Source organism: Micromonospora sp. NPDC093243, from assembly GCF_044753725.1.
GTDB lineage: Bacteria > Actinomycetota > Actinomycetes > Mycobacteriales > Micromonosporaceae > Micromonospora.
In genome coordinates this window covers 492058-517169 of sequence record NZ_JBIVNT010000003.1, presented here as the reverse complement: position 1 = coordinate 517169, position 25112 = coordinate 492058, and the positions used below count along the sequence as shown (strand labels likewise).

The window sequence follows — 25112 nt, the reverse complement described above, 5'->3', positions numbered from 1 at the left end:
GGCCGCGGGTGACCGCGGCCCGCTGCGACGCGGGCGAGGGCTGATCGAGCGGGAGCGGACGGTCAGCTCGGAGCGGCCACCGCGAACGTCTCCAACTCCTCGCCGCCGTACCAGTCGGTACGCCGGCCGAGGTGGGTCATGCCGAGGCGCCGGCAGACCGCCATCGACGGCTCGTTGCCCGGGGAGACGACCGCGTAGATCTCCGGCGCGCCGGCGGCGAACTCCCGCGCCAGCACCGCCCGGGCCGCTTCGGTGGCGTAGCCGCGCCCCCACGAGTCGGGGTGCAGGTGCCAGCCGATCTCGATGTTCTCGGTCGGTGTCTCGCCATCCGCGCCGGGCAGCGGCTTGAGGATCAGGGTGCCGGCGACGACACCGCTCTCCCGCACCTCGATCGCCCAGGTGCCGTACCGGCCACCGTGCTCGGCGTGCCGGTCCCGCCAGATCCGCAGTCGGTCGGCGGCCTGCGCCGGGTCGGTCAGCGGCAGCCCCGAGGCGGCCAGCCAGCGGGTGATCTCGGTACGCGAGTAGATGTCGTAGAGCCGGGCCAGGTCGGTCGGGGCGTCGGTCCAGTCCCGCAGGACGAGCCGCTCGGTGCGCAGGACGGTCATGGCCGGCGATCTTAATGAGTGCCGGGGCGCCGGGCGGGGAAAGAAGCTCCGATGGGCAGCCGGTGGCAGTGGACGAAACGCATCGCCAGTGCCGCGTTCCGCCCGGTACGCGGCCGCGACCTCTCCCTGCACGCCGCCGCCATCACGTTCTACGGGGCGATCGCCGTGGTACCTGTCGCGCTGCTGGCGATCTGGTCGACCGCGCTGGTGGCCGGGGCCGACCGGGTCCAACGGCTCACGTCGTACGCCGTACGAACCCTGCCGGACGCGATCGGCGCGCCGCACGCGGTGGCCGCGCTGGTCGACGCCGGGGTGGGCCTGACCCCGGCGCTGGCGCTGGCCTCGCTGCTGCCGGCCTCGCTCTATGGCGAGGGGCTGCGCCGGGCGTTCGTCTCGGTCGCCGCGTCACACACCGGCGAGTCCTGGGTCGGCTGGCGGGGACGGTTGCTGCTGCTGCCACTGCTCGCCCCGGCGCCCGCCCTGCTGCTGTCGATCCTGGTGGCCTTGCCGACCAACACCGACCTGGTCCGCCGGGGCGGCTGGGTCGGCGCGCTGGGCGTGGTGCTGTCGTTCCTGGGAGTGTGGCTGGTGCTCACCCCGGTGCTGCTCTGGGTGTTCCGGGTGGTCGGCCCGGCCTCGCCGGACTGGCTCTCCACGCTGGGCGTCGGCTCGTTCACCGCGGCGAACCTCTCCGGCTTCCTGCACGGCTTCGTCCTCTTCGCCTCGCTCCCGATCGACCTGGGCGTGCCGTTCGGCGGATTCGAGGAGATCGGCGCCGGCGTCGCGGTGCTGCTCTGGCTCTACGTGTTCCACGTGATCGTGTTGGCCGGCTACTCCGCCACCCTCGCCCTCTCCGCCTGGCGCACCCACCGCCCCCACTGACCCCCTCTCCCCGCCCCCACCGACCCGGGTTGATCAAGAGATCCGCGTCAGGAAAGGCCGCTCCGGTGACGCAAACCTCTTGATCAACAGGGGTCACCGGGGGTGGGGTGGGGGTGGGGGTGGGTGGGGTTAGCGGCGGAAGGGGCCGGTTACCTCGTAGGTGAGGCCGCCGCTGCCGGTGGAGGCGCCACTGGTGCCGCGCTGGGAGGAGAAGTAGAGCCGGGTGCCGTCCGGGGAGAACGCCGGACCGGTGATCTCCGAGGAGGACTGGCCGAGGATGCGCAGGAACGGGCTGACCACGCCGGCCGGGGTGATCACGTTGATCTCCATGTTGCCGCCGTCCTCGGCCACGTAGAGGTCGCCGCCGGCGGTGCCGGTGATGTTGTCCACCCCGGTCAGCGGCGCGGCGCCGGCCGGCACCAACGAGTCGTCGTACGCCAGGTCGAGGCGCTGGTTGACCGCGTCGTACGCCCAGACCCGGTTGTCGCCCTTGGTGGTGAACCAGCAGGTCCCCCTGTCGTACCAGCACCCCTCGCCGCCGTCGAAGTGCTTCGCCGCGCCCACCTGGTGCCGGGTGGGGATCGGGAAGCCGTCCCGGTCAGCGATGTCCCGCCAGGTCACCGGGCCGGCCACCTGGTCGGCCGGTGCGCAGAGCACCTGCACCCGCCCGTTGCGCAGGTCGCCCCAGCTGTCCGGAACGAACCGGTAGAAGCAGCCGTCGCCCTCGTCCTCGGTCAGGTAGACCACCCGTCGGTCCGGGTCGCAGGCGGCGGCCTCGTGCGTGAACCGCCCCATCCGGGTCCGCTCCTCGCCCGCCCGGCTGCCGTCGGGCCAAGTCTCGAAGACCCGCCCGAGCGGCACCTCCTCGCAGGAGAGCCAGGTACCCCACGGGGTGGCTCCGCCGGCGCAGTTGACGTTGGTGCCGCCAAGGATCCGGTAGGCCGCAGCGACCGCGCCATCGGCGTTGAAACGAACCGCCGACGCGCCGCCGACCAGCGGTATCTCCGAGTTGGAGACGTAGATCCAGCCGTTGCCGGCGGGAAAGCAGGCGCCGCCGTCGGGGGCCCAGTGCCAGAGGTACGAGGTGCCGGCGACGCGCTGGCCGGAGCGGGCAATCACCCGGCTGGTGAACCCGGCGGGCAGTTGCAGGTTGTTGCCGTCGGCGGCAAGCAGCTCGCCGTACGGGCCGGGGCCGGGCTGGGCGGGGGCAGCCAGGGCCGCGCCGGCCCACAGGCTGCCGGAGAAGGCGGCGGCGCCGGCGACGGCGGAGCGCAGGACGGTACGACGATCCATCGGAGACCTCCCGGACGAGAATCGATGCCCCGTCGACGCTAGGGCCGGAAAGGCATCGACGAAACCCGCTATCCGATGAACGCGGAATGACGGCTCCGGTTGATCACGAGGCGTGCGGCAGGTTCGATCTCCATTCCCGCCGGCAACCTCATGATCAAGGTCGCTGGGCGGGTAGGCTGCGGCGGCATGAGCAGTGAGCTTCCCGCGCGCGCCGACGTGGTGGTCGTCGGCGCCGGGCACAACGGCCTGGTCTCCGCCGTCCTGCTGGCCCGGGCCGGTCTGGACGTGCTGGTGCTGGAGGCCGCCGACGTCATCGGCGGCGCGACCCGCACCGAGAACCCGTTCCCGAAGGTGCCCGGGCTGCGCCACTCCACCGGCTCGTACCTGCTCGGGCTGATGCCGCCGGAGCTGCTCGCCACGCTCGACGTGCGGATCCCGGTGCTACGCCGCGACCCGCACTACTTCCTGCCCACCCCGGGCAAGCTCGGCTCGCCCTACCTGCTCTTCGGCAGTGACACCGCGGCCACCCGGGCCCAGCTCGCCGAGTTCTTCTCCCCCGCCGACGTCGCCGCCGACGACGCGCTCCAGGCCGAGCTGGCGGCGCTGCGCGAGGACCTGGCGCCGGCCTGGCTGGCCGAGCCGCTGCCGGTGGAGGAGACCGCCGAACGCTACGTCCGGCCGGCGCTGCGGCAGGTCTTCGTCGACCTGGTCCGCGGCTCCGTCGCCGACTACCTGGCCCGCTTCGACTTCCGCTCCGAGCTGCTGGTCAGCATGTACGCGGTCACTGACGGGCTCTCCGGCTTGAACGCCGGCCCGGACGACCCGGGCACCGGGCACAACTTCCTGGTGCACAACATGTGCCGGCTGCCCGGCTCGGGCGGCACCTGGATGATCGCCGAAGGCGGCATGGGCACGGTCTCCCGTACCTTCGCCGAGGCTGCCCAGGCCGCCGGGGCGCGGATCCTGACCGGCGCGCCGGTGCAGGCGATCACGCTGGACGGTGGCGCGGCGAGCGGTGTGGTGCTCGCCGACGGCCGGGAGGTGGCCGCCCGGGTGGTCCTCGGCGCCTGCGACCCGTACCGGTTGATGGGCCTGCTGCCCGACGGCGCGCTCCCGGCGCCCCTCGGCGAGCGGATGACGGCGGTCCGCCGCACCGGCAGCACCCTGAAGCTCAACCTGGCGCTGACCAAGTTGCCCCGCTTCTCCTGCCTACCGGCGGACGCGCCGAGCCCGTTCGGCTCGACCATCCACCTGCTGCCCGGGTCGGCGTCGCTGGTCGGCGGGGACGACACCTCGCCGATGGCCGCGCTGCGCGCCATGTGGGCGGACGTGCGGGCCGGGCGGTTGCCGGCCGAGCCGACGATCGAGTGGTACCTGCACACCACCGTCGACCCGTCGCTCTCCGACGGCACGCACCACTCGTCGGCGCTCTTCGTCCAGTCGGTCCCCTACGAGCTGGCCGGCACCACCTGGGACGCGGCGCTGCCCGGCTACGTCGACCGGCTGATCGAGATCTGCGAGCGGTACGCGCCCGGCACCGGCGACCTCATCGCCGACGCGGTGCCGCTGCCGCCACCGGGCATCGAGGCGCACTTCGGCATCGCCGGCGGCCATATCCACCACGTGGACAACACCGTCTCGTTCACCGACCGGATGCCCTACGCCACCGGCGTGGACGGCGTGTACGCGGGCAGCGCCGGCTGCCACCCGGCCGGCAGCGTGATCGGCGCGGCCGGGCACAACGCCGCCCGCCGCATCCTCACCGACCTGACCGCCTGACCCGGCGCGACCCCGGCGCGCGCGACCCGGCGGGTGCGGCCCGGCCCGCGTGACCCCGTTGATCATGAAGTTATTGCCGCGACACGCCGTGCCGGCGGGCGATAACTTCATGATCAACGGGGCCGGGCGGGGCCGGGTGGGGCGGGGCCGGAGCGGGGGCGGTCAGCGGGCGGAAGAGGGTAGGTCGCCGGGGCCGCGGATCAGGTAGAGGCCGACCAGCAGCAGGTACAGGCCGAGGCTGAGAATCGGGTCGACGAAGACGAAGGCGAACGCGACCAGGTAGAGCGCCGGTCCGAGCAGGAACCGCCGCGCCACCGCCCGGGCCAGCCGGGGATCCAGGTCGGGGTGCAGCAGGCGCCGGCGGCGGGCCCACCACCAGCTCAGGTTGAAGAAGAGCGCCTCGCCGAGCACCGCGCTGACGTAGAGCGCGGCGGTCAGCCGCTGCTCCTGGACGCTGCCGCGCAGGTTGTCCGCGAGCAGGTCAGCGGTGAACGGGATGGCGGCCACGAAGAGCAGCAGGAGCAGGTTGAAGACCAGCAGGACCTGGTCGACCCGGACCACGTAGCGCCACATGTTGTGGTGAGTGAGCCAGACCTGACCGACGATGGCGAAGGTGATGACGTACGCCAGGTAGGCCGGCCACTCGTGCAGCAGCGCCCGGGGCAACCCTGTCCCGTCGGTGCGAACCGGGCCGAGCTGGAGCAGGTCGACCGCCATCAGCGTCAACACGATCGCGATGACGGCGTCGCTGAACGCCTCGACCCGGGATGCGTCCCGGGCCATCTCCCGGTCCCGCCCGTACCGGTACCTGGACTCGTCGTCGCCCTCGGTCACACCCCGCCCCCATCGCCCCCTCGATCATGGAGTCGTGGTGCCCGTGATGGGGCGGGAAGGGGATTTCGTCCCCCACCACAACTCCATGATCGCCGCCGGGGCGGAGGCGGGGTGGGGGGTCAGCTGGCGGCTTCGCCGGCGGGGGCGGGGGTGTCGGCGTCGACGCGGTGGGCGCGGACCTTGTGCCCGACGCTGGTGAGGCAGCGGCCGCTGGCCAGGTCGAACCGCCAGCCGTGCAGCTGGCAGGTGAGCTGGTCGCCCTCCACGATGCCGAACCGGCTCAGGTCCGCCTTCAGGTGCGGGCAGCGCCGCTGCACGACCCAGTCGCCCAGGGTGATGTCCTCCGCGTCGACGGCCCGCTCGTGCTCGTCGTACCAGCCCTCGGCGTACTGGAGGCGCTCCTCGGAGAGGCACTTGAAGAACGCGTAGACGAACTCGTTGTACTGGCCGATCCGGGCCGCCGAGAACCGGCAGGAGAGGAAGAGCGAGTTGACCCAGTCCACCTCGTCGATGAAGAGCAGGTGCTCGATCAACGCCCGCTCGGTACGGAACCGGTAGCGCACCTTCTCGTCCGCGTACGGCCGGACCTCCTTGCCCGGGAAGTCCACCACGATCGACTCGACGCTGTCGCCGTCGTACCCCACCAGGTCGAAGCGGACCGGGCCGCCGACCCCCTTGGCCAGGTAGATCGACTCGTCCAGCAACGGCTCGATCCGGCGCTTCATCTCGCCGAGCACGTCCACCTCGGGATGCCGCCAGGACGCCTTCTCGGCCTCGATGATCGGGCGCTTGCGCTCGCGCATCTCCTCCAGGTGGGCGACCTTGTTGGCGAAGAACTCCTCGACCGGCACCGGGTGGTTGGTGGTCGCGCCCTCGGTGGTGACCTCGGCGACGCTGCCCGGCAGCAGCACGATGCCGTTGGTGCCGCCGACCTTCGCGTACTCGCTCATGAAGACCGACTGGTCGGGGAAGATGTTGCCCTCGTCGCCGTGGATGTCGTTGAACTGCCACAGCGCGTCGTCGAGGAAGCAGGGCGGGCCGGCGATCGGGAAGACGTGCGAGGCCTTCAGGTCGTCGATGTAGCGCCAGGTGCGGTCGAACTGCCGGTCGCGCTTCTGCTTGCCGAACGCGGTCTTCGCCGACTGGGGCAGCTCGTAGACCATCGGGTACCAGATCGCGCCGGAGAACTGCAGCAGGTGCGCGTGCACGTGCCCCAGCTCGGCGAAGACGCTCAGGTCGGTGGGGCGGGCGTCGTTCTGGTTGAGCAGCCGAACCCCGTCGTACTCCACCCAGAGGGAGGAGTCGCCGATCGGGCCGTCGGTGGGGCTGGTCAACGCCTGAATCATGATCTTCAGGCCGCCGTCCAGCTCGACGACCTGCTCGTTCGGCGCCTTGAGGAACCGGGTGAAGCCCAGCTCCCGCAGCTCGTCCTCCATCTCCGAGGTGGGGAACTCGGGCAGCAGCACGGTGGCCTGCTTCGAGACGTACCGCTTCAGGTGCGCCGCGTCGAAGTGGTCCCGGTGCAGGTGGGAGACGTAGAGGTAGTCGACCTGGCCGAGGCTCTCCCAGTCGAGCATGGAATTGTCCGGAAACGGAAACCAGGAGGCAAAGTAGGCCGGATTGACCCATGGGTCGCACAGGATGCTGCCCGCGGCCGTGTCGATCCGCATGCTGGCGTGCCCGGTCCCGGTCACTCGCACCGCAGTTTCCCCCTCAAAAAGACGTATCAAGGTGTACGCCAAACGCTACCGGAGGCAGTGTGGCCGCCGTTCCGCGACGCCGGTAGTGCCCTTCGCCCCCGCCGGGACAGGCCCGACTACCCGGGCCTTCAGCCCTGGATCGCGCCCGTCCAGCTCCGGCGCTCCGGCGCGTCGGCGCACCAGGCGGCCATCAGCTCAGGAATCTTTCCCACCGGGGCGGCCAGATGCACCCGCTGCCCACCACCAACCTGATGGTCGGGATGCTGTTCCACGCTGCCCTCGCTACAGCAGGAGCAGACCAGCTGTACGCCGCTGGCGGGCTCCGCCGCGTACCCGTGCTCGTCGAAGAGCATCGCCAGGGCGCGAACGTCCTCCGGCATGCCGGCGCCCACCTCGACGGTGGAGGTCGGCAGGTCCGACGCCCGGAACAACAGCAGCTCGTCGAAGACGGAGAACCGCTCCCCCGCGACCGTCCGCTCGCCGTTGGGCGCCCCGTCGTGCACCACGACCTCGCCGTACCGGCGGCCGGACTCCGGCGTGGGCACGTTCAGCACCCGCGCCCGGGCCGGGCAGAGCCGCCGCGCCCACACCACCTCGCCGCCGCCGGACTCGGCGTTCAGCCGGACCGGGGTGACGCCGAAATCGGCCTCGATCTCGCCGTCGCCGTCGGGAACGGTCAGCCCGTACCCCCGCCACGCGTCCCGGGCCGTCGCCCAGTCCTCCATGATCGTCGCGGCGATGCCGAGGTTCCAGAACGCCGGGTCCTGAGTGCCCCGCTCGGCCCGCGCGGCCGCCTCCCGGCCCAGCTCGTGCGCCTTCGCCCAGTTGCGCAGGAACTTGTGGGCCAGCGCCGCGTCGTACCACCAGACCGCTGACTTCCGGTGGTCCGGATGCCGCCGCACCAGCCGCTCCAACCGCTCCCCGGCCAGGGCCCACTCCTCGGCGTCCCACGCCTCGTACGCGGCCTTGAGCAACTCCCGGTCATCCTTGCGGGTCATGCGGTCCCTCGTCCGTGCCGGACCCTGCGCCGGGCCCGGCACGAGGCGTGCCAGACTAACCGGAGATCCGATCGCGAGGGAAGGACCGACAGTGGCAGGAAGCGAGCCGGTAACGTCGCCAGACCAGCACAAGCCCGGGCACCGCAAGTCGGGGCGGATCGGCGCGGTGCTCACCGCGCTGGCGCTGCTGGCAATGATCATCGGCAACCACGAGGGCAGCGTCGAGAACATCTGGCTGGCCGGCCTGGCCGCGCTGCTGCTGATCATCGTCATCGGCGACGCCGTGCTGCGCCGCAACGGCCTGCGGTCCTGACCCAGGCGCCGGCGCCGCCCCGATCCGGCGCGCACCGGCCTCGACCACGCAGAAGGCCCGCTCCCCCACCGGGGAGCGGGCCTTCGCCGTACGCGGGCCGGGGTCAGCGGCCGAAGAGGATGTCCTGCACGTCCTTGAGCGCGGCGTCCACCTCGGCCTCGAAGTAGCCGCCCGGGACCAGGCCGAAGCGCAACGTGTCCAGGTCCTTGGGGTTGACCGGCATCTGGTTGCGGCCGGCCATCCCGCCGAGGAGGCTCTCGAAGAAGCGGTCGACCTGGTCCGGGTCGTAGCCGCTGCCGAACCGGCGCACCTGGAAGCTGCGGCGGATCGCGTCGACCCGGTAGAGGTCGCTGCCGGGGGGGCCGGCCATCGGCGGGCCACCCATCGGCGGGCCACCGACCGGCGGGCCAGGCACCGCCGGCGGGCCACCCATCGGCGGGCCACCCATTCCCGGCTGCGGCATCGGCGGCGGGCCGGCCGGCCCCCGGCGCATGTCGCGCGGGTCCCGCTCCGGCATCCGGATCTCGGCGGTCATGTCGGCGCGGGCGCGCCGCCCAGCCTCGAAGCCGTCGAAGCGCTGCTCCTCGGGGGGGCCGTAGCCGCTCGGGCCCGGCGGGAGGCCGCGCTGGGGCGCACCGGGGCCGCCCATCGGGGCGCCCGGCCCCATCGGCATGCCCGGGTTGGGACCGCCCGGACCGCCCGGACCACCGGGGCCGCCGGGACCACGCGGACCGTCGTAGCCGCCGCGCGGGGCGTCGTAACCACCGGCGAAGGCGCCCGTCGGCTCGTCGTAGCGACCGTAGCGGTCAGCGGGCGGACCGGCCTGCGCCGGCATCGGCCGGGGCGGCATCGGCTGCGGGACCGGCGGCATGCCACGGTCGTCGCGCATCGGCGGGCCCATCCGGTCCGGCGGACCCAGCCGGTCACCCAGCCGTGGGTCGCCACCGCGCCCGCCGGCCGCACCGCGCTCCTCCAGCTCGGCCAGCTGCCGCTCCACCCGGTCGAGGTGCAGGTCGACCTGCCACTCGTCATAGCCGTTGAACCGGACCCGGAAGACGACGTCATGGACCTCCTGGGAGGCCACGGGCGCGCCGACCGGCTGGCCGGAGAGCGTCGCCTCCACCCGGTCGAGGAAGGCGTCCACCTCGTCGACCTTGTATCCCCGGCGAAGCGCCTTACGCCGGAAACGCTGACCCTGACTCGCCACTATGTCTCCTGGTCTCGTTCGCCGCGCCCGGTCATGCCGGTGCCGCTCCGGCGCGGTCGATGTCCCTGTCCTCAGCCGCGGCGAGTTGCCCACACGCGCCGTCGATCTCGCGGCCCCGGGTGTCCCGCACGGTGGTGGACACCCCGGCGTCACGCAACCGCCGGACGAACTCCCGCTCGACCGGCTTCGGGCTCGCGTCCCAGCGGCTGCCCGGCGTCGGGTTGAGCGGAATGAGGTTCACATGGGCCAACTTGCCGGCCAGCAGCCGGCCGAGCAGGTCAGCTCGCCACGGCTGGTCGTTCACGTTCTTGATCATCGCGTACTCGATCGACACGCGGCGTCCCGTCCTGGCCGCGTAGTCCCACGCTGCGTCCAGCACCTCGGCTACCTTCCAGCGCTGGTTGACCGGCACGAGTTCGTCGCGCAGATCATCATCGGGCGCGTGCAACGACAACGCAAGAGTCACTGAGAGGTCTTCGCTGGCCAGTCGGCGGATGGCCGGAACCAGCCCGACCGTGGAAACGGTGATGTGCCGCTGGGACAGGCCGAGCCCCTCCGGAGCCGGCGTGACCAGGCGTCGGATCGCGGCGATCACCCGGGAGTAGTTGGCCAGCGGCTCACCCATGCCCATGAACACCACGTGCGACAGGCGCGCCGGGGATCCCGCCACCGCGCCGGAGGCAGCCACCCCGGCCAGGTAGACCGCCTGGTCGACGATCTCGGCCGTGGAGAGGTTGCGGGTCAGCCCGGCCTGCCCCGTGGCGCAGAACGGGCAGGCCATGCCGCAGCCGGCCTGGCTGGAGATGCAGACGGTGACCCGGTCCGGGTAGCCCATCAGCACGCTCTCCACCAGCGAGCCGTCGTGCAGCCGCCAGAGCGCCTTGCGGGTCGCGCCGTCGTCGCAGGCCATCTCGCGAACCGGCGTGAGCAGCGACGGCAGCAGCCGGTCCGCCAGCCGCTCGCGGGTGGCGGCCGGCAGGTCGGTCATCAGCTGCGGATCGCGGACCAGCCGGCCGAAGTAATGGGTGGAGATCTGCTTCGCGCGGAACGCCGGCTCGCCCAGCTCGGTGACCAGCGCCTGGCGGCCGGCCAGGTCGAGGTCGGCGAGGTGCTGCGGGGGCATGGCGGCGCGGCGCGCGGCGGGGGCGTCCGGGGCGACGGGGATCAAGGGCAGGCTTGTCATGGCTGGTCCAGTCTGTCACGCCGAACGGCGGACGTACCTGTCCGGAGGTGCCGAACCGACCCCGGCCCTCCGGCCGACCCGCCGCCGGCGCCCCGCACGCCTCAGCCCGCCACCGGCACGAGGACCGCCAGCAGCAGGTACGCGGTCGGCACCGCGAAGAGGATCGAGTCGAGCCGGTCCATCAGCCCGCCGTGCCCGGGGAGCAGGTTGCTCATGTCCTTCACCCCGAGATCCCGCTTGATCATGGATTCGGCGAGATCGCCGAGGACCGCGGCGCAGGAGATCGCCACCCCGAACAGCGCACCCCACCAGGGAGCCACGTCGAACATCAGCCAGAGCAGCAGGGCGCTGCCGGCGGCCGCGGCGGTGACCGAGCCCGCGAAGCCCTCCCAGGACTTCTTCGGGCTCACCGTGGGTGCCATCGGGTGCTTGCCGAAGGAAACGCCGGCGGCGTACCCGCCGGTGTCGGAGAGCACCACCGCGACCAGGGTGGCCAGGATCCGCAACGGGCCGTCGTCGGGCGCCGCCGCCAGCAGCGCGGCGAACCCGCCGAGGAACGGCACGTAGACCGCGATCAGGGTGGCCGCGGTCAGGTCTCGCTGGTAGCCGCCGGGCCCGTCGCCCAGCCGCCAGATCATCGTGCCCAGCACCGTGACCAGCAGCCCCAGGCTGAGAGCGTCCGGGCCGGCGTACCAGGCCAGCCCCACGGTGAGCGCGCCGCCGGCGACCAGTGGCACCAACGGCGGGTGCGCCCCACTGCGCCGGACCGCCCGGGCCATCTCCCAGATGCCGACGCAGATCGCGGCGACGACGACCGCCAGGAACGCCGGTGGGAAGAAGAAGAGCGGAACCACGATCAGCGCGCCGAGGGCGAGCCCCACGCCGATGGCGGCGGGCAGGTTGCGACCGGCCCGACTCGCCGTCTGCTGGGTGGGTGGTCGGCTCGCGCTCGCCCGCCGCCGGCCGGGCTGCCGCCGGCCCGCGGGCGGCTCGGACTCCGCCTCCGCCGCGGCCTGCGGGACGGCGTCGTCCCGGACCGGCTCCAGCTGAGCGGTCGGATAGGCGTCCTCGTCGTCGTGCCGGCCCGGGCCGGCGCCCGGCGGCCCGTCGTACCGGCCGGCGCCGCGCTCGTCGTCGCGTCGGTCGTAGCGGTCGTCGTGGTACCGGTCGTCGTAGGGGTTCGGGCCCTGGTGCGGCTCGGTCCGGCCGCGATCCGCGTACGGGTCGGGGCCGCGCCGGTCGTCACGCCGCTCCGGGGCGCCCCGGCGCGGGTAGGGGTCGGCCGGGTACCGGCCGCCGTCGTCGTAGCGGTCCGGTGGGAACGGGGCGCCACGGTCCGGGTACGGCTCACCGTGCGGGCGGGACCGGGTCCGCGGCTCGGCGTACATCTCCGGCTCCGCGTACATCTCCGGCCCGGCGTCCGGGTGCCGCGTCCACGGCTCGAGTTCGGGTTCCGGCCAGGGCAGGGCGGCCGACCGGTCAGGTCGGTCCCAGCCGCGGGACTCCGCGCCGCCGTAGGGGTCGGGGTGGGACATCACGCACCGCGACGCGGCGCGAGTACCACCACATGACGCAAGACCACAAGCATCCCCTACACGCGCGACTGTTCTTCCGGGTTGACCGGCGCGACGGCCGGTCGATCCCCAACGTTCACCGCCCGGTGGCCGGGAATCCTGCCGAGCCTACTGCACCCGCCGGACCGGCACTGCGGACGAGGCTCGGGCGACGAGCCCTCACCCGGGCCGACAGCCCGTGGAGGAGCGGCGGACGGGCACACCCGCCGCGCGCACGTCGCCGGAGACCCGCAGCCCTCGATCCGACTCCTCCGGTGCCCGATCAGGTACTGAGCCGGGGACACCGGACGTGGTCCGCTGGTGGTCGCGCCGGCCCCGCCGGCGTCACCAACGGGGGAAGGAAACACGCATGAACAAGATCAGTCTGGCGGTGCTCGCGGTGGTCGCCATGGTCCTGGCCGCCGCCGCACCGGCCGCCGCCGACACGCCAGAGGCCAGCATCGTCATCGATCACCGGGCCAGCGAGCTGTACCCGTTCGAGCCGCCCGGCGGCGCGCCGGGAGAGGCGTACCCGGCGACCAGTGTCAACGCCGCCGCCCTGCACTGCCCGGCCGGCGACTACCTGATGTCGGCCTCGCTGGTGCAGGACGGCCTGCCGACCCTCTGGGCCGTGTGGGGGCACGGCGCCGGCGAGGTCCGGTGCGACGGCGGCACGGTCATGCTCTCGATGGCCTTCTCCCGGAGGGAGCCGCTGCTGCACCCGGGCCGGGCCACCGTCCGGTTCTCGCTGCGCGACGCGTCCACCAGCGAGCAGTTGGCCGAGGGCACCAGGACGGTGCGGATCCCCAACTGACGTACGCCACGAGGCCCGTCCCCCGATGTCCGGGGACGGGCCTCGTGTCACGTGCGGTGCCGCACGGCGCGGCCTGCTCTCAGACCTCGAGCAGCTCGGTCTCCTTGTGCTTGACCAGCTCGTCGATGCTCGCCACGAAGCGCTGGGTCAGGTCGTCCAGCTCCTTCTCGGCCCGGCGGCCGTCGTCCTCGCCGGCCTCACCGTCCTTGACGATCCGGTCCAGCTCCTCCTTGCCGCGGCGACGAACGTTGCGGACCGCCACCTTGGCCTCCTCACCCTTCTGCCGGGCGACCTTGATCATGTCGCGGCGGCGCTCCTCGGTCATCTGCGGGAGCAGGATGCGCAGCTGGTTGCCCTCGTTGTTCGGGTTGACGCCGAGGTCGGAGTCGCGGATCGCCTTCTCCATGGCGTTGATCTGCGACGCGTCGTACGGCTTGATGATGGCCATCCGCGGCTCGGGGATCGCGACGGACGCCATCTGGGTCAGCGGGGTGGGCGTGCCGTAGTAGTCGATGATGACCTTGGAGAACATGGCCGGGTTGGCACGGCCGGTTCGGATCGCGCCGAACTCCTCCTTGGCGTGCTCGACCGCACGCTCCATCTTCTCCTCGGCCTCGAGGAGGGTGTCGTCGATCACCGGTCTCCTCGCCTCCTTCTGTGCTCGTGGTGGGCTCTGCTGTGTGTCGGAGGACCGCTGCCGTCGCCGCCGGCGATCGTTCAGGCGGTGATCAGGGTGCCGATCTTGTCGCCACCCACGGCGCGGACGATCGTGTCATCCCCCTGCGCGCCGAATACCAGCATCGGCAGGCCGTTCTCCATGCAGAGGCTGAACGCCGCCGCGTCCGCGACCCGCAGGTTGCGGCGCAGCACCTCGGAGAAGGTGATCGAGTCGAACTTGCTGGCGGTGGGGTCGATCCGGGGATCGGCGGTGTAGACGCCGTCCACGCCGTTCTTGCTCATCAGCACCACGTCGGCGCGGATCTCCAGCGCCCGCTGGGCGGCGACGGTGTCGGTGGAGAAGTACGGCATGCCGGCGCCGGCGCCGAAGATGACGACCCGACCCTTCTCCAGGTGCCGGATAGCGCGCAGCGGGATGTAGGGCTCGGCGACCTGGGCCATGGTGATCGCGCTCTGCACCCGGGTCTCGATGCCCTCCTTCTCCAGGAAGTCCTGCAGCGCGAGGCAGTTCATCACGGTGCCGAGCATGCCCATGTAGTCGGCGCGGGCCCGGTCCATGCCGCGCTTCTGCAGCTCGGCGCCGCGGAAGAAGTTGCCGCCGCCGACCACCACGGACACCTGCACGCCGCGGCGGACCACGGTGGCGATCTGCCGGGCGATGGCCTGGACGACGTCCGGGTCGACGCCGATCGCGCCGCCACCGAAGACCTCACCGGAGAGCTTCAGCACCACCCGGCGAGCCCGGCCGGGCGGCGGTGCGGTCGGATCGTCCTCCGCCAGCGTCCGGTCACTCACAACCTGCGTCATCCGCCCCGCCCTTCCCCACGCCGACGCCCCGTGCGCCGCGTACCGCGAACCTGCCGCTGCCGACCCTATGGGACGAGGAGGCCGCGGTGCCTGTCACGTACACCACGACCTCCTCGTCTACGTTTCCTGCCCACGGGCGCCGAGGCGCCCGGTGACGGCTCAGGCCTGGCCGACCTCGAACCGCTCGAAGCGGGTGACCTCGATGCCAGCCTCGGCCAGCACCTGCTTCACCGACTTCTTGTTGTCGGTGACCGACGCCTGCTCGACCAGGACGAAGTCCTTGAAGAACGAGTTCACCCGGCCCTCGACGATCTTCGGCAGGGCCGCCTCGGGCTTGTTCTCCTCGCGGGCGGTCTGCTCGGCGATGCGCCGCTCGGACTCGACGATCTCGGCCGGCACCTCGTCACGCGTGAGGTACTTCGGCCGCATCGCGGCGATCTGCATGGCGACGCCACGAGCGTCGGCGTCGCCGGCCTCGTCGGTCTTGCCGGTGTACTGCACCAGCACGCCGACCGCCGGGGGCAGGTCCTGGGCCTTGCGGTGCAGGTAGACGGCGGTGGTGCCGTCGAGCTTGACGAACCGGTTGAGCACCAGCTTCTCGCCGATCTTGGCGGACTGCTCCTGGATCAGGTCGGCCACCGGCCGGCCGTCCAGCTCGCTGGCGAGCAGCTCCTCGGCGTTGGTGACGCCGGAACGCTCGCCGTGCTCGACCAGCTGCTGGGCCAGGGCGATGAACGACTCGGTCTTGGCCACGAAGTCGGTCTCGCAGTTGAGCTCGAGCAGCGCCTGGCCGGAGTGCGCCACCAGGCCGTTCGCGGCGGTCCGGCTGGCCCGCTTGCCGACGTCCTTGGCGCCCTTGACGCGCAGAATCTCGACGGCCTTGTCGAAGTCGCCCTCGGCCTCGGTCAGCGCCTTCTTGCTGTCCATCATGCCGGCGCCGGTGAGGTCGCGGAGCTTCTTGACGTCCGCGGCGGTGAATTGGGACATGGCTCTCTCTTCGATGTTGAGACGGCGTGTGGATGGTCAGAGGTGCCGGTTACCCGGATCCGGGCCGGATGTGCCGACCCGGCCGTCGCTGTCCGCCGTCCGCCGAAACGGACGGCCGGACAGCGACGGTACGGTCACTCCGCGGCGGCGGCCGCCGGCTGGGCGGCCGGCTGCTCCTGCTGCTGCGCGGCCGGCTGCTCCGGCTCGTCGGCCTTCTTCGGCTCCTCGAGCAGCTCGCGCTCCCACTCGGGCAGCGGCTCGTCGGAGGCGACGCCCGGCTCCGGCTTCTCGTCGGTGCCCCGGCGCCGGCCGGAACGGGCGATCAGACCATCGGCCACGGCGGCGGCGACGACCTTGGTCAGCAGCTCGGCCGAGCGGATCGCGTCGTCGTTGCCCGGAATCGGGAAGTCGACCTCGTCCGGGTCGCAGTTGGTGTCGAGCACCGCGATCACCGGGATGCCCAGCTTGCGGGCCTCATCGACGGCGATGTGCTCCTTCTTGGTGTCGACCACCCAGATCGCAGCCGGGAGCTTCTGCATGTCCCGCAGGCCGCCCAGGGTGCGGGTCAGCTTGATCTTCTCGCGGGAGAGCTGCAGGGTCTCCTTCTTGGTGTAGCCGGCGGCGGTGCCGCTCAGGTCACCGAGAGCCTCCAGCTCCTTCATCCGCTGCAGCCGCTTGTACACGGTCTGGAAGTTGGTCAGCATGCCACCGAGCCAGCGGTGGTTCACGTACGGCTGGCCGACCCGCGTCGCCTGCTCGGAGATCGCCTCCTGGGCCTGCTTCTTGGTGCCGACGAAGAGGATGCTGCCGCCCTCGGCGACGGTGCCACGCACGAACTCGTACGCCTTCTCGATGTAGTCGAGGGTCTGGCGCAGGTCGATGATGTAGATACCGTTGCGCTCGGTGAAGATGAAGCGCTTCATCTTCGGGTTCCAGCGCCGGGTCTGGTGCCCGAAGTGGACACCGCTCTCCAGCAGCTGACGCATGGTCACGACGGCCATGGTGGGGTACTCCTTGCGGTCCCTGGTTGTCGCGCCCGGCCGGCGGCCGGGCGTCCTGGCGCCCGGTCGCCGGCCATGGCGGGCCCGATCAAGATCGGGACCAGGGAGGCCGTCGCCCCACGACGGCTCGTGGAGAGGGCGCGCGAGGTCGACCGCACGAGGCGGTCGCCAGTCGACCAGTGTACGCCCCTCCCCCGCCCGCCGGCCTCCGGGTGCGCCGGGCCCACCAGGGCGGCCGACCGGCCGGCCGGTAGGGCGACCGGCGCGCGCGTCAGCCGGCGGCGAGCGCGGCGGCGACGAAGAGCACCAGGGCGACGGTCAGGTAGGCCGTCGGCGGGCGCAACCAGCCCCGGCCGCCGTCGGCCAGAGACAATCCACCGGTACGCAGCCCGTACAGCCCGATCGCGAAGATCGGCAGCCCGGCGACCAGGAAGGTCCCCGCCACCACGTTCCCGGCCGAGACCGGGTCCCCGGTCACGCCGCTGGCCAGCAACCGCAGCGCGGGGATCTCGAAGACCAGGGCGAGCAGGGCGAAGAGCACCGCCAGCACCGGCCGGCGGGTCCGGTAGACCCCGTCGCCGGCGGGCTGGCGTGCCCCGTCCGGCGCGGCGCCCGGCAGGTACGGCGGCAGGTCGGCGCGGGGCCCGATCGGCTGCATCGGCCCGGTCGGCATCTCCAGCGGGTGCGGCTGCCCACCGCCCCGGCCGGCGTCGACGATCGGATAGCCGGCGAGTGGGGCGGTCCGGGGCGGCTCGGCCCCGGCGGGTTCGGGCTCCCGGGCGGCGGCCGGCGGCTCGGGGGCGACCGGCTCCGTCACCTCCCGGGCGGCGCGGCGGCCGGCCCGCCCGGCGGCCAGGTCGCCGGTGGCGTCCGCCGGGTCCGCTTCGGCACGGCGGCTCGCGCGGGAAAGAGTCAGGTCGCCGGGAACCTCAGCCGGGTCCGGTTCGGCGCGGCGGCCCGTGCGCGCGAGGGTCAGGTCGCCGGAGACCTCCGTGGGGTCCGGTTCGGCGCGCCGTGCCCGGTTGACCCGGTAGCCGGTGGAATCCTGCCGGTCATCCCCGGCCGGCCGCACCGCCCCGAAGCGTCCCGAGTCGTCCTCGGTGCCGAACCCTCCCGGCTCGGCCCGGCGTCGGGCGTCCCGCTCGGCCACGCCGAACCCGGAGTCGACCGCCGCGAACCGGCCAGAGTCGCTCTCGGCCACGCCGAACCCGGAGTCGACCGCCGCGAACCTGCCGGAGTCGGCCTCGGCGACGCCGAAACCCCCGTCGGCCGCTGCGAACCGGCCAGAGTCGGCCTCGGCGACGCCGAAACCCCCGTCGGCCGCTGCGAACCGGCCAGAGTCGGCGTCGGCCGCGCCGAAGCGCGCCGGCTCGCGGTAGCCCGCGGTGTCGGCGTAGCGGGGCTCGTCGCCGGCGCCACGCTGCTCCGGGGCCCGGAACCCCTCGTCCCGCGGAGGACGCGCGTCGTCCGCGCCGCGCCAGTCCGGCTCGTAGCCGCGCTCGCGCTCACCGGGGTACCAGCGCGACTCCTGGTCGTCGGGGAAGCTCCGTCGTCCGTCCACGTCCGGCACCGTATGCGACCGGCCCGGCGGACGCCATTCGACCCTGACGCCGCACCGCCTCCGATTCCGCCGGTCGGCCCAGGTGACATAGCACGCGGCCGGCATGATCGTCCGGCCGTCCACAGGCGGGGCGCCGTCCACAGGCCGGCCGGTCCGGGGTCGCCCCGAGCGGCCGGAGCAGGGCAGCGTGCCGGCCATGACGAAGCGGAACCAGGCGGTCGGCGCGTACGGCGAGCGGTGCGCCGTCCGACACCTGATCGGGGCGGGGCTGCGGCCGGTCGCCCGGAACTGGCGCTGCCCGGCCGGAGAGATCGACATCATCGCCTGGGACGGGCCGGTGCTCGCGTTCTGCGAGGTGAAGACCCGTCGGGGCGGCGAGTTCGGCAGCCCGGCCGAGGCCGTCGTACCGGCCAAGGCCCGGCGGCTGCGCGGCCTGGCCGCCCGGTGGCTGGCCGAGACCGGCACCACCGCCGACGAGGTCCGCTTCGACGTGCTCTCGGTCCGGCTGCCCGACGCCGGCCCGGCCCGGGTGGAGCACCTCAAGGGCGCGTTCTGAGATGCCCGGGCGGACGACACCCGTCGGCCCGGCCCGGACGGGCAGCGCGCGATGAGCTACGCGAAGGTGCTTTGCGTCGGGCTGGTCGGGGTGACCGGACACCTGGTGGAGGTGGAGGCCGACCTGGCCGCCGGATTGCCCGCGGTGGTGATCTCCGGCCTGCCGGACACCGCGCTGCACGAGGCCCGGGACCGGGTCCGCGCCGCCGTGGTCAACTCCGGCCAGCGCTGGCCGAACCGGCGGATCACGCTCAACCTGCTGCCGGCCACCCTGCCGAAGTTCGGTTCGGCGTTCGACCTGGCCATCGCCGCGGCTTTGCTGGGCGGTTCCGGCGAGCTGCCGTTGGTACCGCTGGACCAGGTGGTGATCCTCGGCGAGCTGGGGCTGGACGGGACGGTCCGGCCGGTACGCGGCGTGCTGCCGATGGTCGCCGCGGCCGCCCGGGCCGGCATCGAGCGGGTGATCGTGCCCCAGGGCAACGCGGCCGAGGCGGCCGTCATCCCCGGCGTACGGGTCCGGGCGGTCGACACCCTGCACCGGCTGGTCGCCTTCGTCCGCGACGGCACCCCGTTGATCGAGCCGGCCGCCGTCGAGCCGTCGCCGACCGGCGATGAGCTCGACCTGATCGACGTGGCCGGGCAGTCGCTGGGCCGGCGGGCGCTGGAGGTCGCCGCCGCCGGCGGGCACCACCTGGCCCTGCTCGGCCCGCCGGGCGCCGGCAAGACGATGCTGGCCGAACGGCTCCCCTCGATCCTGCCCGCGCTGGACGACGACGCCGCGCTGGAGGTCACCGCCCTGCACTCCATCGCCGGCCTGCTGCCGCCCGGCGGCCGGCTGCTGCGCCGGCCACCGTTCCAGGCCCCACATCACACCGCGACCGTGCCGTCGCTGGTCGGTGGCGGCTCCGGGCTGGCCCGACCGGGCGCGATCTCGCTGGCCCACCGCGGGGTGCTCTTCCTCGACGAGGCGCCCGAATTCAGCAAGGGCGCCCTGGAGGCGCTGCGCCAGCCGTTGGAGCACGGGCGGGTCCAGTTGGCCCGCAGCCAGGGTGGCACCGAATACCCGGCCCGCACGCAGCTGGTGCTCGCCGCCAATCCGTGCCCGTGCGCCAAGCCGGCCGGCGACGCCTACTGCGAGTGCAGTCCACTGGCCCGCCGACGCTACCTCGGCCGCCTCTCCGGGCCACTGCTCGACCGGATCGACGTGCAGGTGAAGCTGCCGCCGGTGCGGGCGGCGGAGCTGATGGCCAGTGACGGCGGTGGCGAGTCCTCGGCGGCGGTGGGGCAACGGGTGGCGGCGGCACGGCAGGCGGCGGCCGAGCGCTGGGCGGGCCTCGGCCGCCGGCTCAACGCCGAGGTGCCCGGGCCGCACCTGCGCCGGGCACCGTGGCGCCTGCCCGCGCGGGACACGGCGGAGCTGCGCGGCCGGCTCGACTCGGGGTCGCTCTCCGCCAGGGGCTTCGACCGGGTCATCCGGATGGCCTGGTCCATCGCGGACCTCGACGGCCGGGACCGGCCGGACCGTGACGACGTGCGGGAGGCCATCCAACTGCGGACGGGGGACGCGACATGAGCACCCAGGAGGAACGAACGCTGGCCCGGGTCGCACTGACCTGGTTGACCGAGCCGGGCACCCGCTCGGTGTACCGGCTGGTCACCCGGCTCGGTCCGGTGTCGACACTCGACCTGCTGCTCGCCGGCCGGGCTCCGGAGGAGAAGCTGCGGTCGGCGGTGGCCGCCCGCAGCGCCCACGGTGACGCCCAGGCCGCCGCCGCCGACGCGCTCGCACGCACCGAGCGCCTCGGCGCACGGATCGTCACCCCGGAGGACGAGGAATGGCCGGCCCGCCTCGCCGACCTGCGCAAGCTCGAACTGCCCGGGGCCTACCGCAGGGTCGACACCGAGACCGCTCCGCCGCTCTGCTTCTGGGTACGCGGCTCGTGGCCGCTGGCCGAGGCGCTGGACCGCTCGGTCGCCGTGGTCGGCGCCCGGGCCTGCACCGGCTACGGGACGCACGTCGCCACCGAGATCGGCTACGGCATGGCCGACCGGGGTTGGACGGTCGTCTCCGGTGGCGCGTTCGGGATCGACGCCGCCGCGCACCGAGGCGCACTCAACGCCGGGGGCCTGACGGTGGCCGTACTCGCCTGCGGCGTGGACCGGCCCTACCCGATGGGCAACGCCGCGCTCTTCGACCGGATCGCCGAGAGCGGGCTGCTGGTGAGCGAGTGGCTGCCCGGCGCCGAGCCGTTGCGCCCGCGGTTCCTCATCCGCAACCGGGTCATCGCGGCCGGCACTCTCGGCACCGTGGTGGTGGAGGCCTCGGCCCGCAGCGGCGCGACGCAGACCGCGCACCGGGCGCTCGCGCTCGGCCGTCCGGCGATGGTGGTACCGGGTCCGGTCACCTCCGCGATGTCGGTCGGCACCCACGAGCTGCTCCGGGACCATCCGAAGGCCCGCCTGGTGACCGGGGTGGCGCACGTGCTGGAGGAGGTGGGCCGGATCGGCGCCGACCTGGCGCCGCCGGCGCGCGGGCCGGATCGGCCGACCGACGCGCTCGACGACGAGGCCCGGTCGGTGCTGGAGGCGATGCCCCGGCGCGGCAGGGCCGACGTGCAGCGCCTCGCCGCCCGAGCCGGCCTGGACGTGCGGACCGCGCTGCGCAAGCTCTCCCTGCTGGAAGAGCTGACCCTGGTGGTCCGCCGCGACGACGGGTACGCCCTCGCGCCGCCCAACCGGGTGCCGGCCAACCCCGCCGGCGACGGGTGACGATCCGGACAGCGCGCCGGGTCGCGCCTGCCGCGCCAGGCCGCGCGAGCCCAGGGGCGGGCCGGGCCACTCGAGCCAGGGCCGGGCCGCGCGAGCCAGTGGCGCGCGCCGGGGCCGCGCGAGCTAGTGGCGCGCGTCCGGGTCGGGACGCCCGTAGGCTTGCGCCGTGCCAGCCGACAGCGGGTCCGCGCGGTCCGGGCGCTCCTGTCCGCCCGTACGGGTGCGGCGGCGATGAGCCGCGACGCCGGCGGCACCCGGGCCGCCCATCAGGCGCTTCCGCCCGCGCTTCGCGAGGCGGTCGACGAGTTCGCCGATCATCTGTCCCGGGTCAGCAACCGCTCCGCCCACACGGTGCGGGCGTACGTCACCGACCTGGTCTCGCTGCTCGACCACGCCACCCGGATGGGCTGTACGGACGTCGCCGGCGTGGACCTGACCGTGTTGCGCAGCTGGCTGGCGCGGCAGCGGACGAGCGGAGCGGCCCGGAGCTCACTTGCCCGGCGAGCCGCCTCCGCCCGGGTGTTCAGTGCCTGGGCACATCGCCGCGGCCTGCTGCCGACCGACGTGGGCGCGGCGCTGGCCAGCCCTCGTGCCCACCGGGAGCTGCCCGGCGTCCTCCGGGCCGAGCAGGCCGCCGCCCTGGTCGAGGCCCCCGGCCGACTTCCCGCGGCGCGCGTCGGCCGGGTCGACGGGTCGCCAGCACCCGGCGACGCTCTGGAGTCACCCGACCTTGGTGGCGCAACCGCAGAACCAGCCGGCGGCGGGGCGGGAGAGGTGCCCGGCACGGCGGAGCCGGTGCTGCTGCGGGACCGCGCGCTGCTGGAGCTGCTCTACGGCACCGGCGTCCGGGTCAGTGAGGCGTGCGGGCTGGACCTCGCGGACGTCGATCACGCCCGCCGGGTGGTCCGGGTGTTCGGCAAGGGTGGGCGGGAGCGGACGGTGCCGTACGGGGTGCCGGCGCAGCGCGCGCTGGACGAGTGGATACGCCAGGGACGGCCGGCGCTGGCCGGAGCGCAGTCGGGGGACGCGCTGCTCCTCGGTGCCCGTGGCGGCCGGCTCAACCCGACCACCGCGCGCCGCATCGTCAGCGGCTACGCCGAGGCCGCCGGCCTGCCCCCGACCAGTCCGCACGGCCTGCGCCACTCGGCCGCCACCCACCTGCTCGAGGGCGGTGCGGACCTACGCGCGGTGCAGGAGCTGCTCGGCCACTCGTCACTGGCGAGCACCCAGATCTACACGCACGTCTCGGTCGAGCGGCTGCGGGCCGCGTACCGCCAGGCCCATCCCCGCGCCTGACCCCGCCGGGGCACCGCCCGCCCGAACCGGCGGACGATGATCGACCGACAGTTACGATCATCGCGTGAGCGTCCCGCAGCCACCGGAGCCGATTCCGGGTGCCCGCCTGCTCTTCTCCCTCGACCCGGCGGTCAGCCACCTCAACCACGGCTCGTTCGGCGCGGTACCGCTCGGCGTTCAGCGGGCCCAGCAGCGGCTGCGCGACGAGATGGAAGCCAACCCGCTGCGTTTCTTCACCCAGGGGCTGGTCGACCGGGTCGCGCACACCCGCCGGCACCTGGCCGCCTTCCTCGGCGCGGACCCGGACGGCACCGCGCTGGTCGCCAACGCCACCACCGGAGTCGCCGTGGTGCTCCAGTCGCTGGGCCTGCGCCCCGGCGACGAGGTGCTCAGCACCGACCACGGCTACGGCGCGGTCAGCTTCTCCATCCAGCGGGAGTGCCGCCGCACCGGGGCCGAGAGCCGGGTGCTGCCGGTGCCGCTGGCCGCCAGCGCCGAGGAGATCGTGGAGACGATCCGGGGCGGGCTGCGCCCGGGCCGGACCCGGCTGCTCGTCATCGACCAGCTCACCTCCGCCACCGCCAAGATCTTTCCCGCCGCCGCCATCGTCGGTGTGGCCCACGAGCACGGGGTGCCCGTGCTGGTCGACGCGGCGCACGTGCCCGGCATGCTGCCGACCACCGTGGCGAGCGTCGGCGCCGACTTCTGGGTGGGCAACCTGCACAAGTGGGGGTACGCGCCGCGGGGCACCGCCGCGCTGGTGGTGGCGCCGTCGTGGCGGGACCGGATCGAACCGCTGGTGGTCTCGTGGGAGCAGGACGCCGGCTTTCCGGCCCGGATGGAGTGGCAGGCGACCCTCGACTACACATCGTGGCTGGCCGCCCCGGCAGGGCTGTTCACCCTGCGCAGCCTCGGCGTCGACCGGGTCCGGGCGCACAACGCCGCGCTGGCGGCGTACGGCCAACGGGTGGTGGGTGACGCGCTCGGCGTGGCGCCGGCCGACCTGCCGGACCCCGGCGGGCCGGAGGTGGCCATGCGGATCATCCCGCTGCCGCCCGGTCTGGCCACCACCATCGACGGGGCGCGGGGGTTGCAGCAGCGGATCGCCGAGCGGCTCGCCACCGAGGTGGCGGTGATGACGTGGAACGGCCGGGGCTGGCTCCGCCTCTGCGGGCAGGTCTACAACGCCCCGGACGAGTACGAGCGGCTCGCGGTGCGGCTGCCTCCGCTGCTCGCCCAGCGCTGACCGACCGGCGGACCGCCACGACGCCCCGACGAGCGGCGGCCGGAGAGGCCACAGCGGGGTCCGAGGTCGGGCTGTCGACCGGCAGCAACCGGACCGGGCCGAGCCCCAGCAGCGTCAGCGGGTCCAGGTACTGCTCGCCGCGGCGCAGCCCCCAGTGCAGGCAGGCGGCGGCCGGACAGCCCGGATGGCCGGCGAGCAGAAGACCCAGCGGGCTGCCGGCGCGGACCGACGCCCCACCGGCGACCGCCGGGTCCACCGGCTCGTAGGTGGTGCGCAGCCCGTTGGCATGCCCGACGGTGACCACCGGCCGCCCGGCTATCGGGCCGGCGAAGAGCACGGTGCCGGGCCCGGCGGCGCGGACTGTGCTGCCCGCTGCGGCGGCGAGGTCGACGCCCCGGTGCCCGGGCAGCCACGGCTGTGGCGGCGGATCGAAGGGACGCACCGGCAGCGGCGCACCGTCGACCGGCCAGCGGAACTGACCGGCGACGCCCCGGGTCCCGGCTGGCACCGGCTCCCGAGCGGTCTCGGTCGACCCGGCGGACCAGCCCGGGCTGGCGGCGGCCGGCAACGCGGCGAGAAGCACCGCCACGCAGAGCTGGACCGCGAGCCAGACCGGCACGACGGCGCAGAGCAGCAGGGTACGGCGGATGTCGCTCGGTGGCGGTCGCATGACGGGCAGCCTGCCGGGCGACACCCACCCGCGCCACGACGCCGACGCTGGCTGTGGATGACGGGGCGCCCTGTGGACAGTCGCCACACGGCCGGTTGATCTGCTAAGCGGCGGCCCACCACCGCGGCCACCGCGCCGGGCTCGGATACCGCCTGGCCGGCACGCCCCGCACAGGCAGCCGCCACCACCAAACTGGCGCGCCCCGGACAAGCCCGCCGCTACCGACGAACCCGCGCGTCCCGCACAGCCAGCCGCAGCCATCGGGCGACGGGGCCCCACCCCGCCCCCATCAGCAGGAGCCCGGCGGGTGGCCCACTGCCCTGCCCGGGCGGCACACCCTAGGCTGGACGGCGGGCACGGTGGCGCCGCCGCCGTCGG

The 25112-nt window shown here is 73.7% G+C and carries 20 protein-coding genes and 4 pseudogenes; 10 read left to right on the top strand and 14 right to left on the bottom strand.

Annotated elements, in window-relative coordinates; all coding sequences use genetic code 11:
* Positions 1-62: 62 nt before the first annotated feature.
* On the bottom strand, positions 63-608 hold the full coding sequence (locus tag ACIP9D_RS12045; RefSeq protein ID WP_350869715.1) for a GNAT family N-acetyltransferase: 546 nt from the start codon (positions 606-608) through the stop codon (positions 63-65).
* A 51-nt stretch (positions 609-659) separates the two neighbouring features.
* On the opposite strand from ACIP9D_RS12045, the gene ACIP9D_RS12040 reads away from it, so the two are divergent.
* Positions 660-1490 carry a YhjD/YihY/BrkB family envelope integrity protein gene (locus ACIP9D_RS12040; RefSeq protein ID WP_350869713.1) on the top strand — a complete coding sequence of 277 codons (831 nt, stop codon included), beginning with the start codon at positions 660-662 and terminating at the stop codon, positions 1488-1490.
* A 129-nt stretch (positions 1491-1619) separates the two neighbouring features.
* Here ACIP9D_RS12040 and ACIP9D_RS12035 read toward each other — a convergent pair whose 3' ends face one another.
* Complete coding sequence (locus ACIP9D_RS12035) at positions 1620-2783, bottom strand: alkaline phosphatase PhoX (RefSeq protein WP_350869711.1); 1164 nt, start codon at positions 2781-2783, stop codon at positions 1620-1622.
* Between the two features lie 186 nt (positions 2784-2969).
* On the opposite strand from ACIP9D_RS12035, the gene ACIP9D_RS12030 reads away from it, so the two are divergent.
* On the top strand, positions 2970-4562 hold the full coding sequence (locus tag ACIP9D_RS12030) for an NAD(P)/FAD-dependent oxidoreductase (RefSeq protein ID WP_350869709.1): 1593 nt from the start codon (positions 2970-2972) through the stop codon (positions 4560-4562).
* A 162-nt stretch (positions 4563-4724) separates the two neighbouring features.
* Here ACIP9D_RS12030 and ACIP9D_RS12025 read toward each other — a convergent pair whose 3' ends face one another.
* The 3 genes from ACIP9D_RS12025 to ACIP9D_RS12015 all read right to left on the bottom strand — a co-directional run bounded on the left by ACIP9D_RS12025 (position 4725) and on the right by ACIP9D_RS12015 (position 8094).
* Positions 4725-5345 (bottom strand): TMEM175 family protein, encoded by a 621-nt coding sequence (locus ACIP9D_RS12025; protein WP_350869960.1) that lies wholly within the window; start codon positions 5343-5345, stop codon positions 4725-4727.
* A gap of 170 nt (positions 5346-5515) precedes the next feature.
* The gene (locus ACIP9D_RS12020; RefSeq protein WP_350869707.1) at positions 5516-7096 is read right to left on the bottom strand and encodes a Rieske 2Fe-2S domain-containing protein; all 1581 of its coding nucleotides are present in this window, start codon (positions 7094-7096) and stop codon (positions 5516-5518) included.
* A 128-nt stretch (positions 7097-7224) separates the two neighbouring features.
* Complete coding sequence (locus ACIP9D_RS12015; RefSeq protein WP_350869706.1) at positions 7225-8094, bottom strand: hypothetical protein; 870 nt, start codon at positions 8092-8094, stop codon at positions 7225-7227.
* Between the two features lie 91 nt (positions 8095-8185).
* On the opposite strand from ACIP9D_RS12015, the gene ACIP9D_RS12010 reads away from it, so the two are divergent.
* Positions 8186-8407: a DUF2631 domain-containing protein gene (locus tag ACIP9D_RS12010; protein WP_350869704.1), complete on the top strand. Its 222-nt coding sequence runs from the start codon at positions 8186-8188 to the stop codon at positions 8405-8407.
* Positions 8408-8510: 103 nt separating this feature from the next.
* On the opposite strand, the gene ACIP9D_RS12005 is transcribed toward ACIP9D_RS12010, so the two are convergent.
* From ACIP9D_RS12005 to ACIP9D_RS11995, 3 genes are all read right to left on the bottom strand, one after another.
* The gene (locus tag ACIP9D_RS12005) at positions 8511-9614 is read right to left on the bottom strand and encodes a DivIVA domain-containing protein (RefSeq protein ID WP_350869702.1); all 1104 of its coding nucleotides are present in this window, start codon (positions 9612-9614) and stop codon (positions 8511-8513) included.
* A 31-nt stretch (positions 9615-9645) separates the two neighbouring features.
* Positions 9646-10797, bottom strand: coding sequence for a 23S rRNA (adenine(2503)-C(2))-methyltransferase RlmN (rlmN, locus tag ACIP9D_RS12000; protein WP_350869700.1), 1152 nt, complete (start codon positions 10795-10797; stop codon positions 9646-9648).
* 101 nt (positions 10798-10898) lie between these two features.
* On the bottom strand, positions 10899-12332 hold the full coding sequence (locus ACIP9D_RS11995) for a phosphatidate cytidylyltransferase (RefSeq protein WP_350869699.1): 1434 nt from the start codon (positions 12330-12332) through the stop codon (positions 10899-10901).
* Between the two features lie 388 nt (positions 12333-12720).
* Here ACIP9D_RS11995 and ACIP9D_RS11990 point away from each other — a divergent pair, with 388 nt between their 5' ends.
* The gene (locus ACIP9D_RS11990; protein ID WP_350869698.1) at positions 12721-13164 is read left to right on the top strand and encodes a hypothetical protein; all 444 of its coding nucleotides are present in this window, start codon (positions 12721-12723) and stop codon (positions 13162-13164) included.
* A 79-nt stretch (positions 13165-13243) separates the two neighbouring features.
* Here the strand turns inward: ACIP9D_RS11990 and frr are convergent, their stop codons facing one another.
* The 5 genes from frr to ACIP9D_RS11965 all read right to left on the bottom strand — a co-directional run bounded on the left by frr (position 13244) and on the right by ACIP9D_RS11965 (position 18198).
* The gene (frr, locus tag ACIP9D_RS11985; protein ID WP_350869697.1) at positions 13244-13801 is read right to left on the bottom strand and encodes a ribosome recycling factor; all 558 of its coding nucleotides are present in this window, start codon (positions 13799-13801) and stop codon (positions 13244-13246) included.
* 80 nt (positions 13802-13881) lie between these two features.
* A complete protein-coding gene (pyrH, locus tag ACIP9D_RS11980) occupies positions 13882-14649 on the bottom strand; it encodes a UMP kinase (protein ID WP_350869696.1) in 768 nt (255 codons plus the stop codon).
* Positions 14650-14808: 159 nt separating this feature from the next.
* Entirely contained in the window at positions 14809-15636 is an 828-nt protein-coding gene (gene tsf, locus ACIP9D_RS11975; protein WP_350869695.1) for a translation elongation factor Ts, read from the bottom strand.
* 134 nt (positions 15637-15770) lie between these two features.
* The gene (rpsB, locus tag ACIP9D_RS11970) at positions 15771-16637 is read right to left on the bottom strand and encodes a 30S ribosomal protein S2 (protein ID WP_350869694.1); all 867 of its coding nucleotides are present in this window, start codon (positions 16635-16637) and stop codon (positions 15771-15773) included.
* Positions 16638-16908: 271 nt separating this feature from the next.
* Positions 16909-18198, bottom strand: coding sequence for a hypothetical protein (locus ACIP9D_RS11965; protein ID WP_400449771.1), 1290 nt, complete (start codon positions 18196-18198; stop codon positions 16909-16911).
* 196 nt (positions 18199-18394) lie between these two features.
* Between ACIP9D_RS11965 and ACIP9D_RS11960 the strand changes: the two genes are divergently transcribed.
* The 6 genes and pseudogenes from ACIP9D_RS11960 to ACIP9D_RS11935 all read left to right on the top strand — a co-directional run bounded on the left by ACIP9D_RS11960 (position 18395) and on the right by ACIP9D_RS11935 (position 24064).
* Entirely contained in the window at positions 18395-18754 is a 360-nt protein-coding gene (locus ACIP9D_RS11960; RefSeq protein WP_350869690.1) for a YraN family protein, read from the top strand.
* A 51-nt stretch (positions 18755-18805) separates the two neighbouring features.
* The gene (locus tag ACIP9D_RS11955; protein ID WP_350869688.1) at positions 18806-20326 is read left to right on the top strand and encodes a YifB family Mg chelatase-like AAA ATPase; all 1521 of its coding nucleotides are present in this window, start codon (positions 18806-18808) and stop codon (positions 20324-20326) included.
* A pseudogene (gene dprA, locus ACIP9D_RS11950) lies at positions 20323-21584 on the top strand (DNA-processing protein DprA); the annotation flags it as partial. The gene ACIP9D_RS11955 and the pseudogene dprA, both read left to right, overlap by 4 nt.
* A 169-nt stretch (positions 21585-21753) precedes the next feature.
* Positions 21754-22170: pseudogene (locus tag ACIP9D_RS11945) on the top strand (site-specific integrase); the annotation flags it as partial.
* 141 nt (positions 22171-22311) lie between these two features.
* Positions 22312-22818: pseudogene (locus ACIP9D_RS11940) on the top strand (tyrosine-type recombinase/integrase); the annotation flags it as partial.
* A 64-nt stretch (positions 22819-22882) separates the two neighbouring features.
* Positions 22883-24064 (top strand): aminotransferase class V-fold PLP-dependent enzyme, encoded by a 1182-nt coding sequence (locus ACIP9D_RS11935; protein ID WP_350869683.1) that lies wholly within the window; start codon positions 22883-22885, stop codon positions 24062-24064.
* A 73-nt stretch (positions 24065-24137) separates the two neighbouring features.
* On the opposite strand, the pseudogene ACIP9D_RS11930 reads toward ACIP9D_RS11935, so the two are convergent.
* A pseudogene (locus ACIP9D_RS11930) lies at positions 24138-24734 on the bottom strand (murein hydrolase activator EnvC family protein); the annotation flags it as partial.
* Between the last annotated feature and the right edge of the window lie 378 nt (positions 24735-25112).

Excerpts from the sequence above, each read along its gene's own strand:
- ACIP9D_RS12045 (WP_350869715.1), bottom strand. The coding sequence starts at position 608 with ATGACCGTCCTGCGCACCGAGCGGCTCGTCCTGCGGGACTGGACCGAC.
- ACIP9D_RS12040 (WP_350869713.1), top strand. The coding sequence starts at position 660 with ATGGGCAGCCGGTGGCAGTGGACGAAACGCATCGCCAGTGCCGCGTTC.
- ACIP9D_RS12035 (WP_350869711.1), bottom strand. The coding sequence starts at position 2,783 with ATGGATCGTCGTACCGTCCTGCGCTCCGCCGTCGCCGGCGCCGCCGCC.
- ACIP9D_RS12030 (WP_350869709.1), top strand. The coding sequence starts at position 2,970 with ATGAGCAGTGAGCTTCCCGCGCGCGCCGACGTGGTGGTCGTCGGCGCC.
- ACIP9D_RS12025 (WP_350869960.1), bottom strand. The coding sequence starts at position 5,345 with ATGGCCCGGGACGCATCCCGGGTCGAGGCGTTCAGCGACGCCGTCATC.
- ACIP9D_RS12015 (WP_350869706.1), bottom strand. The coding sequence starts at position 8,094 with ATGACCCGCAAGGATGACCGGGAGTTGCTCAAGGCCGCGTACGAGGCG.
- rlmN (WP_350869700.1), bottom strand. The coding sequence starts at position 10,797 with ATGACAAGCCTGCCCTTGATCCCCGTCGCCCCGGACGCCCCCGCCGCG.
- ACIP9D_RS11995 (WP_350869699.1), bottom strand. The coding sequence starts at position 12,332 with ATGTCCCACCCCGACCCCTACGGCGGCGCGGAGTCCCGCGGCTGGGAC.
- ACIP9D_RS11990 (WP_350869698.1), top strand. The coding sequence starts at position 12,721 with ATGAACAAGATCAGTCTGGCGGTGCTCGCGGTGGTCGCCATGGTCCTG.
- pyrH (WP_350869696.1), bottom strand. The coding sequence starts at position 14,649 with ATGACGCAGGTTGTGAGTGACCGGACGCTGGCGGAGGACGATCCGACC.
- tsf (WP_350869695.1), bottom strand. The coding sequence starts at position 15,636 with ATGTCCCAATTCACCGCCGCGGACGTCAAGAAGCTCCGCGACCTCACC.
- rpsB (WP_350869694.1), bottom strand. The coding sequence starts at position 16,637 with ATGGCCGTCGTGACCATGCGTCAGCTGCTGGAGAGCGGTGTCCACTTC.
- ACIP9D_RS11960 (WP_350869690.1), top strand. The coding sequence starts at position 18,395 with ATGACGAAGCGGAACCAGGCGGTCGGCGCGTACGGCGAGCGGTGCGCC.
- ACIP9D_RS11955 (WP_350869688.1), top strand. The coding sequence starts at position 18,806 with ATGAGCTACGCGAAGGTGCTTTGCGTCGGGCTGGTCGGGGTGACCGGA.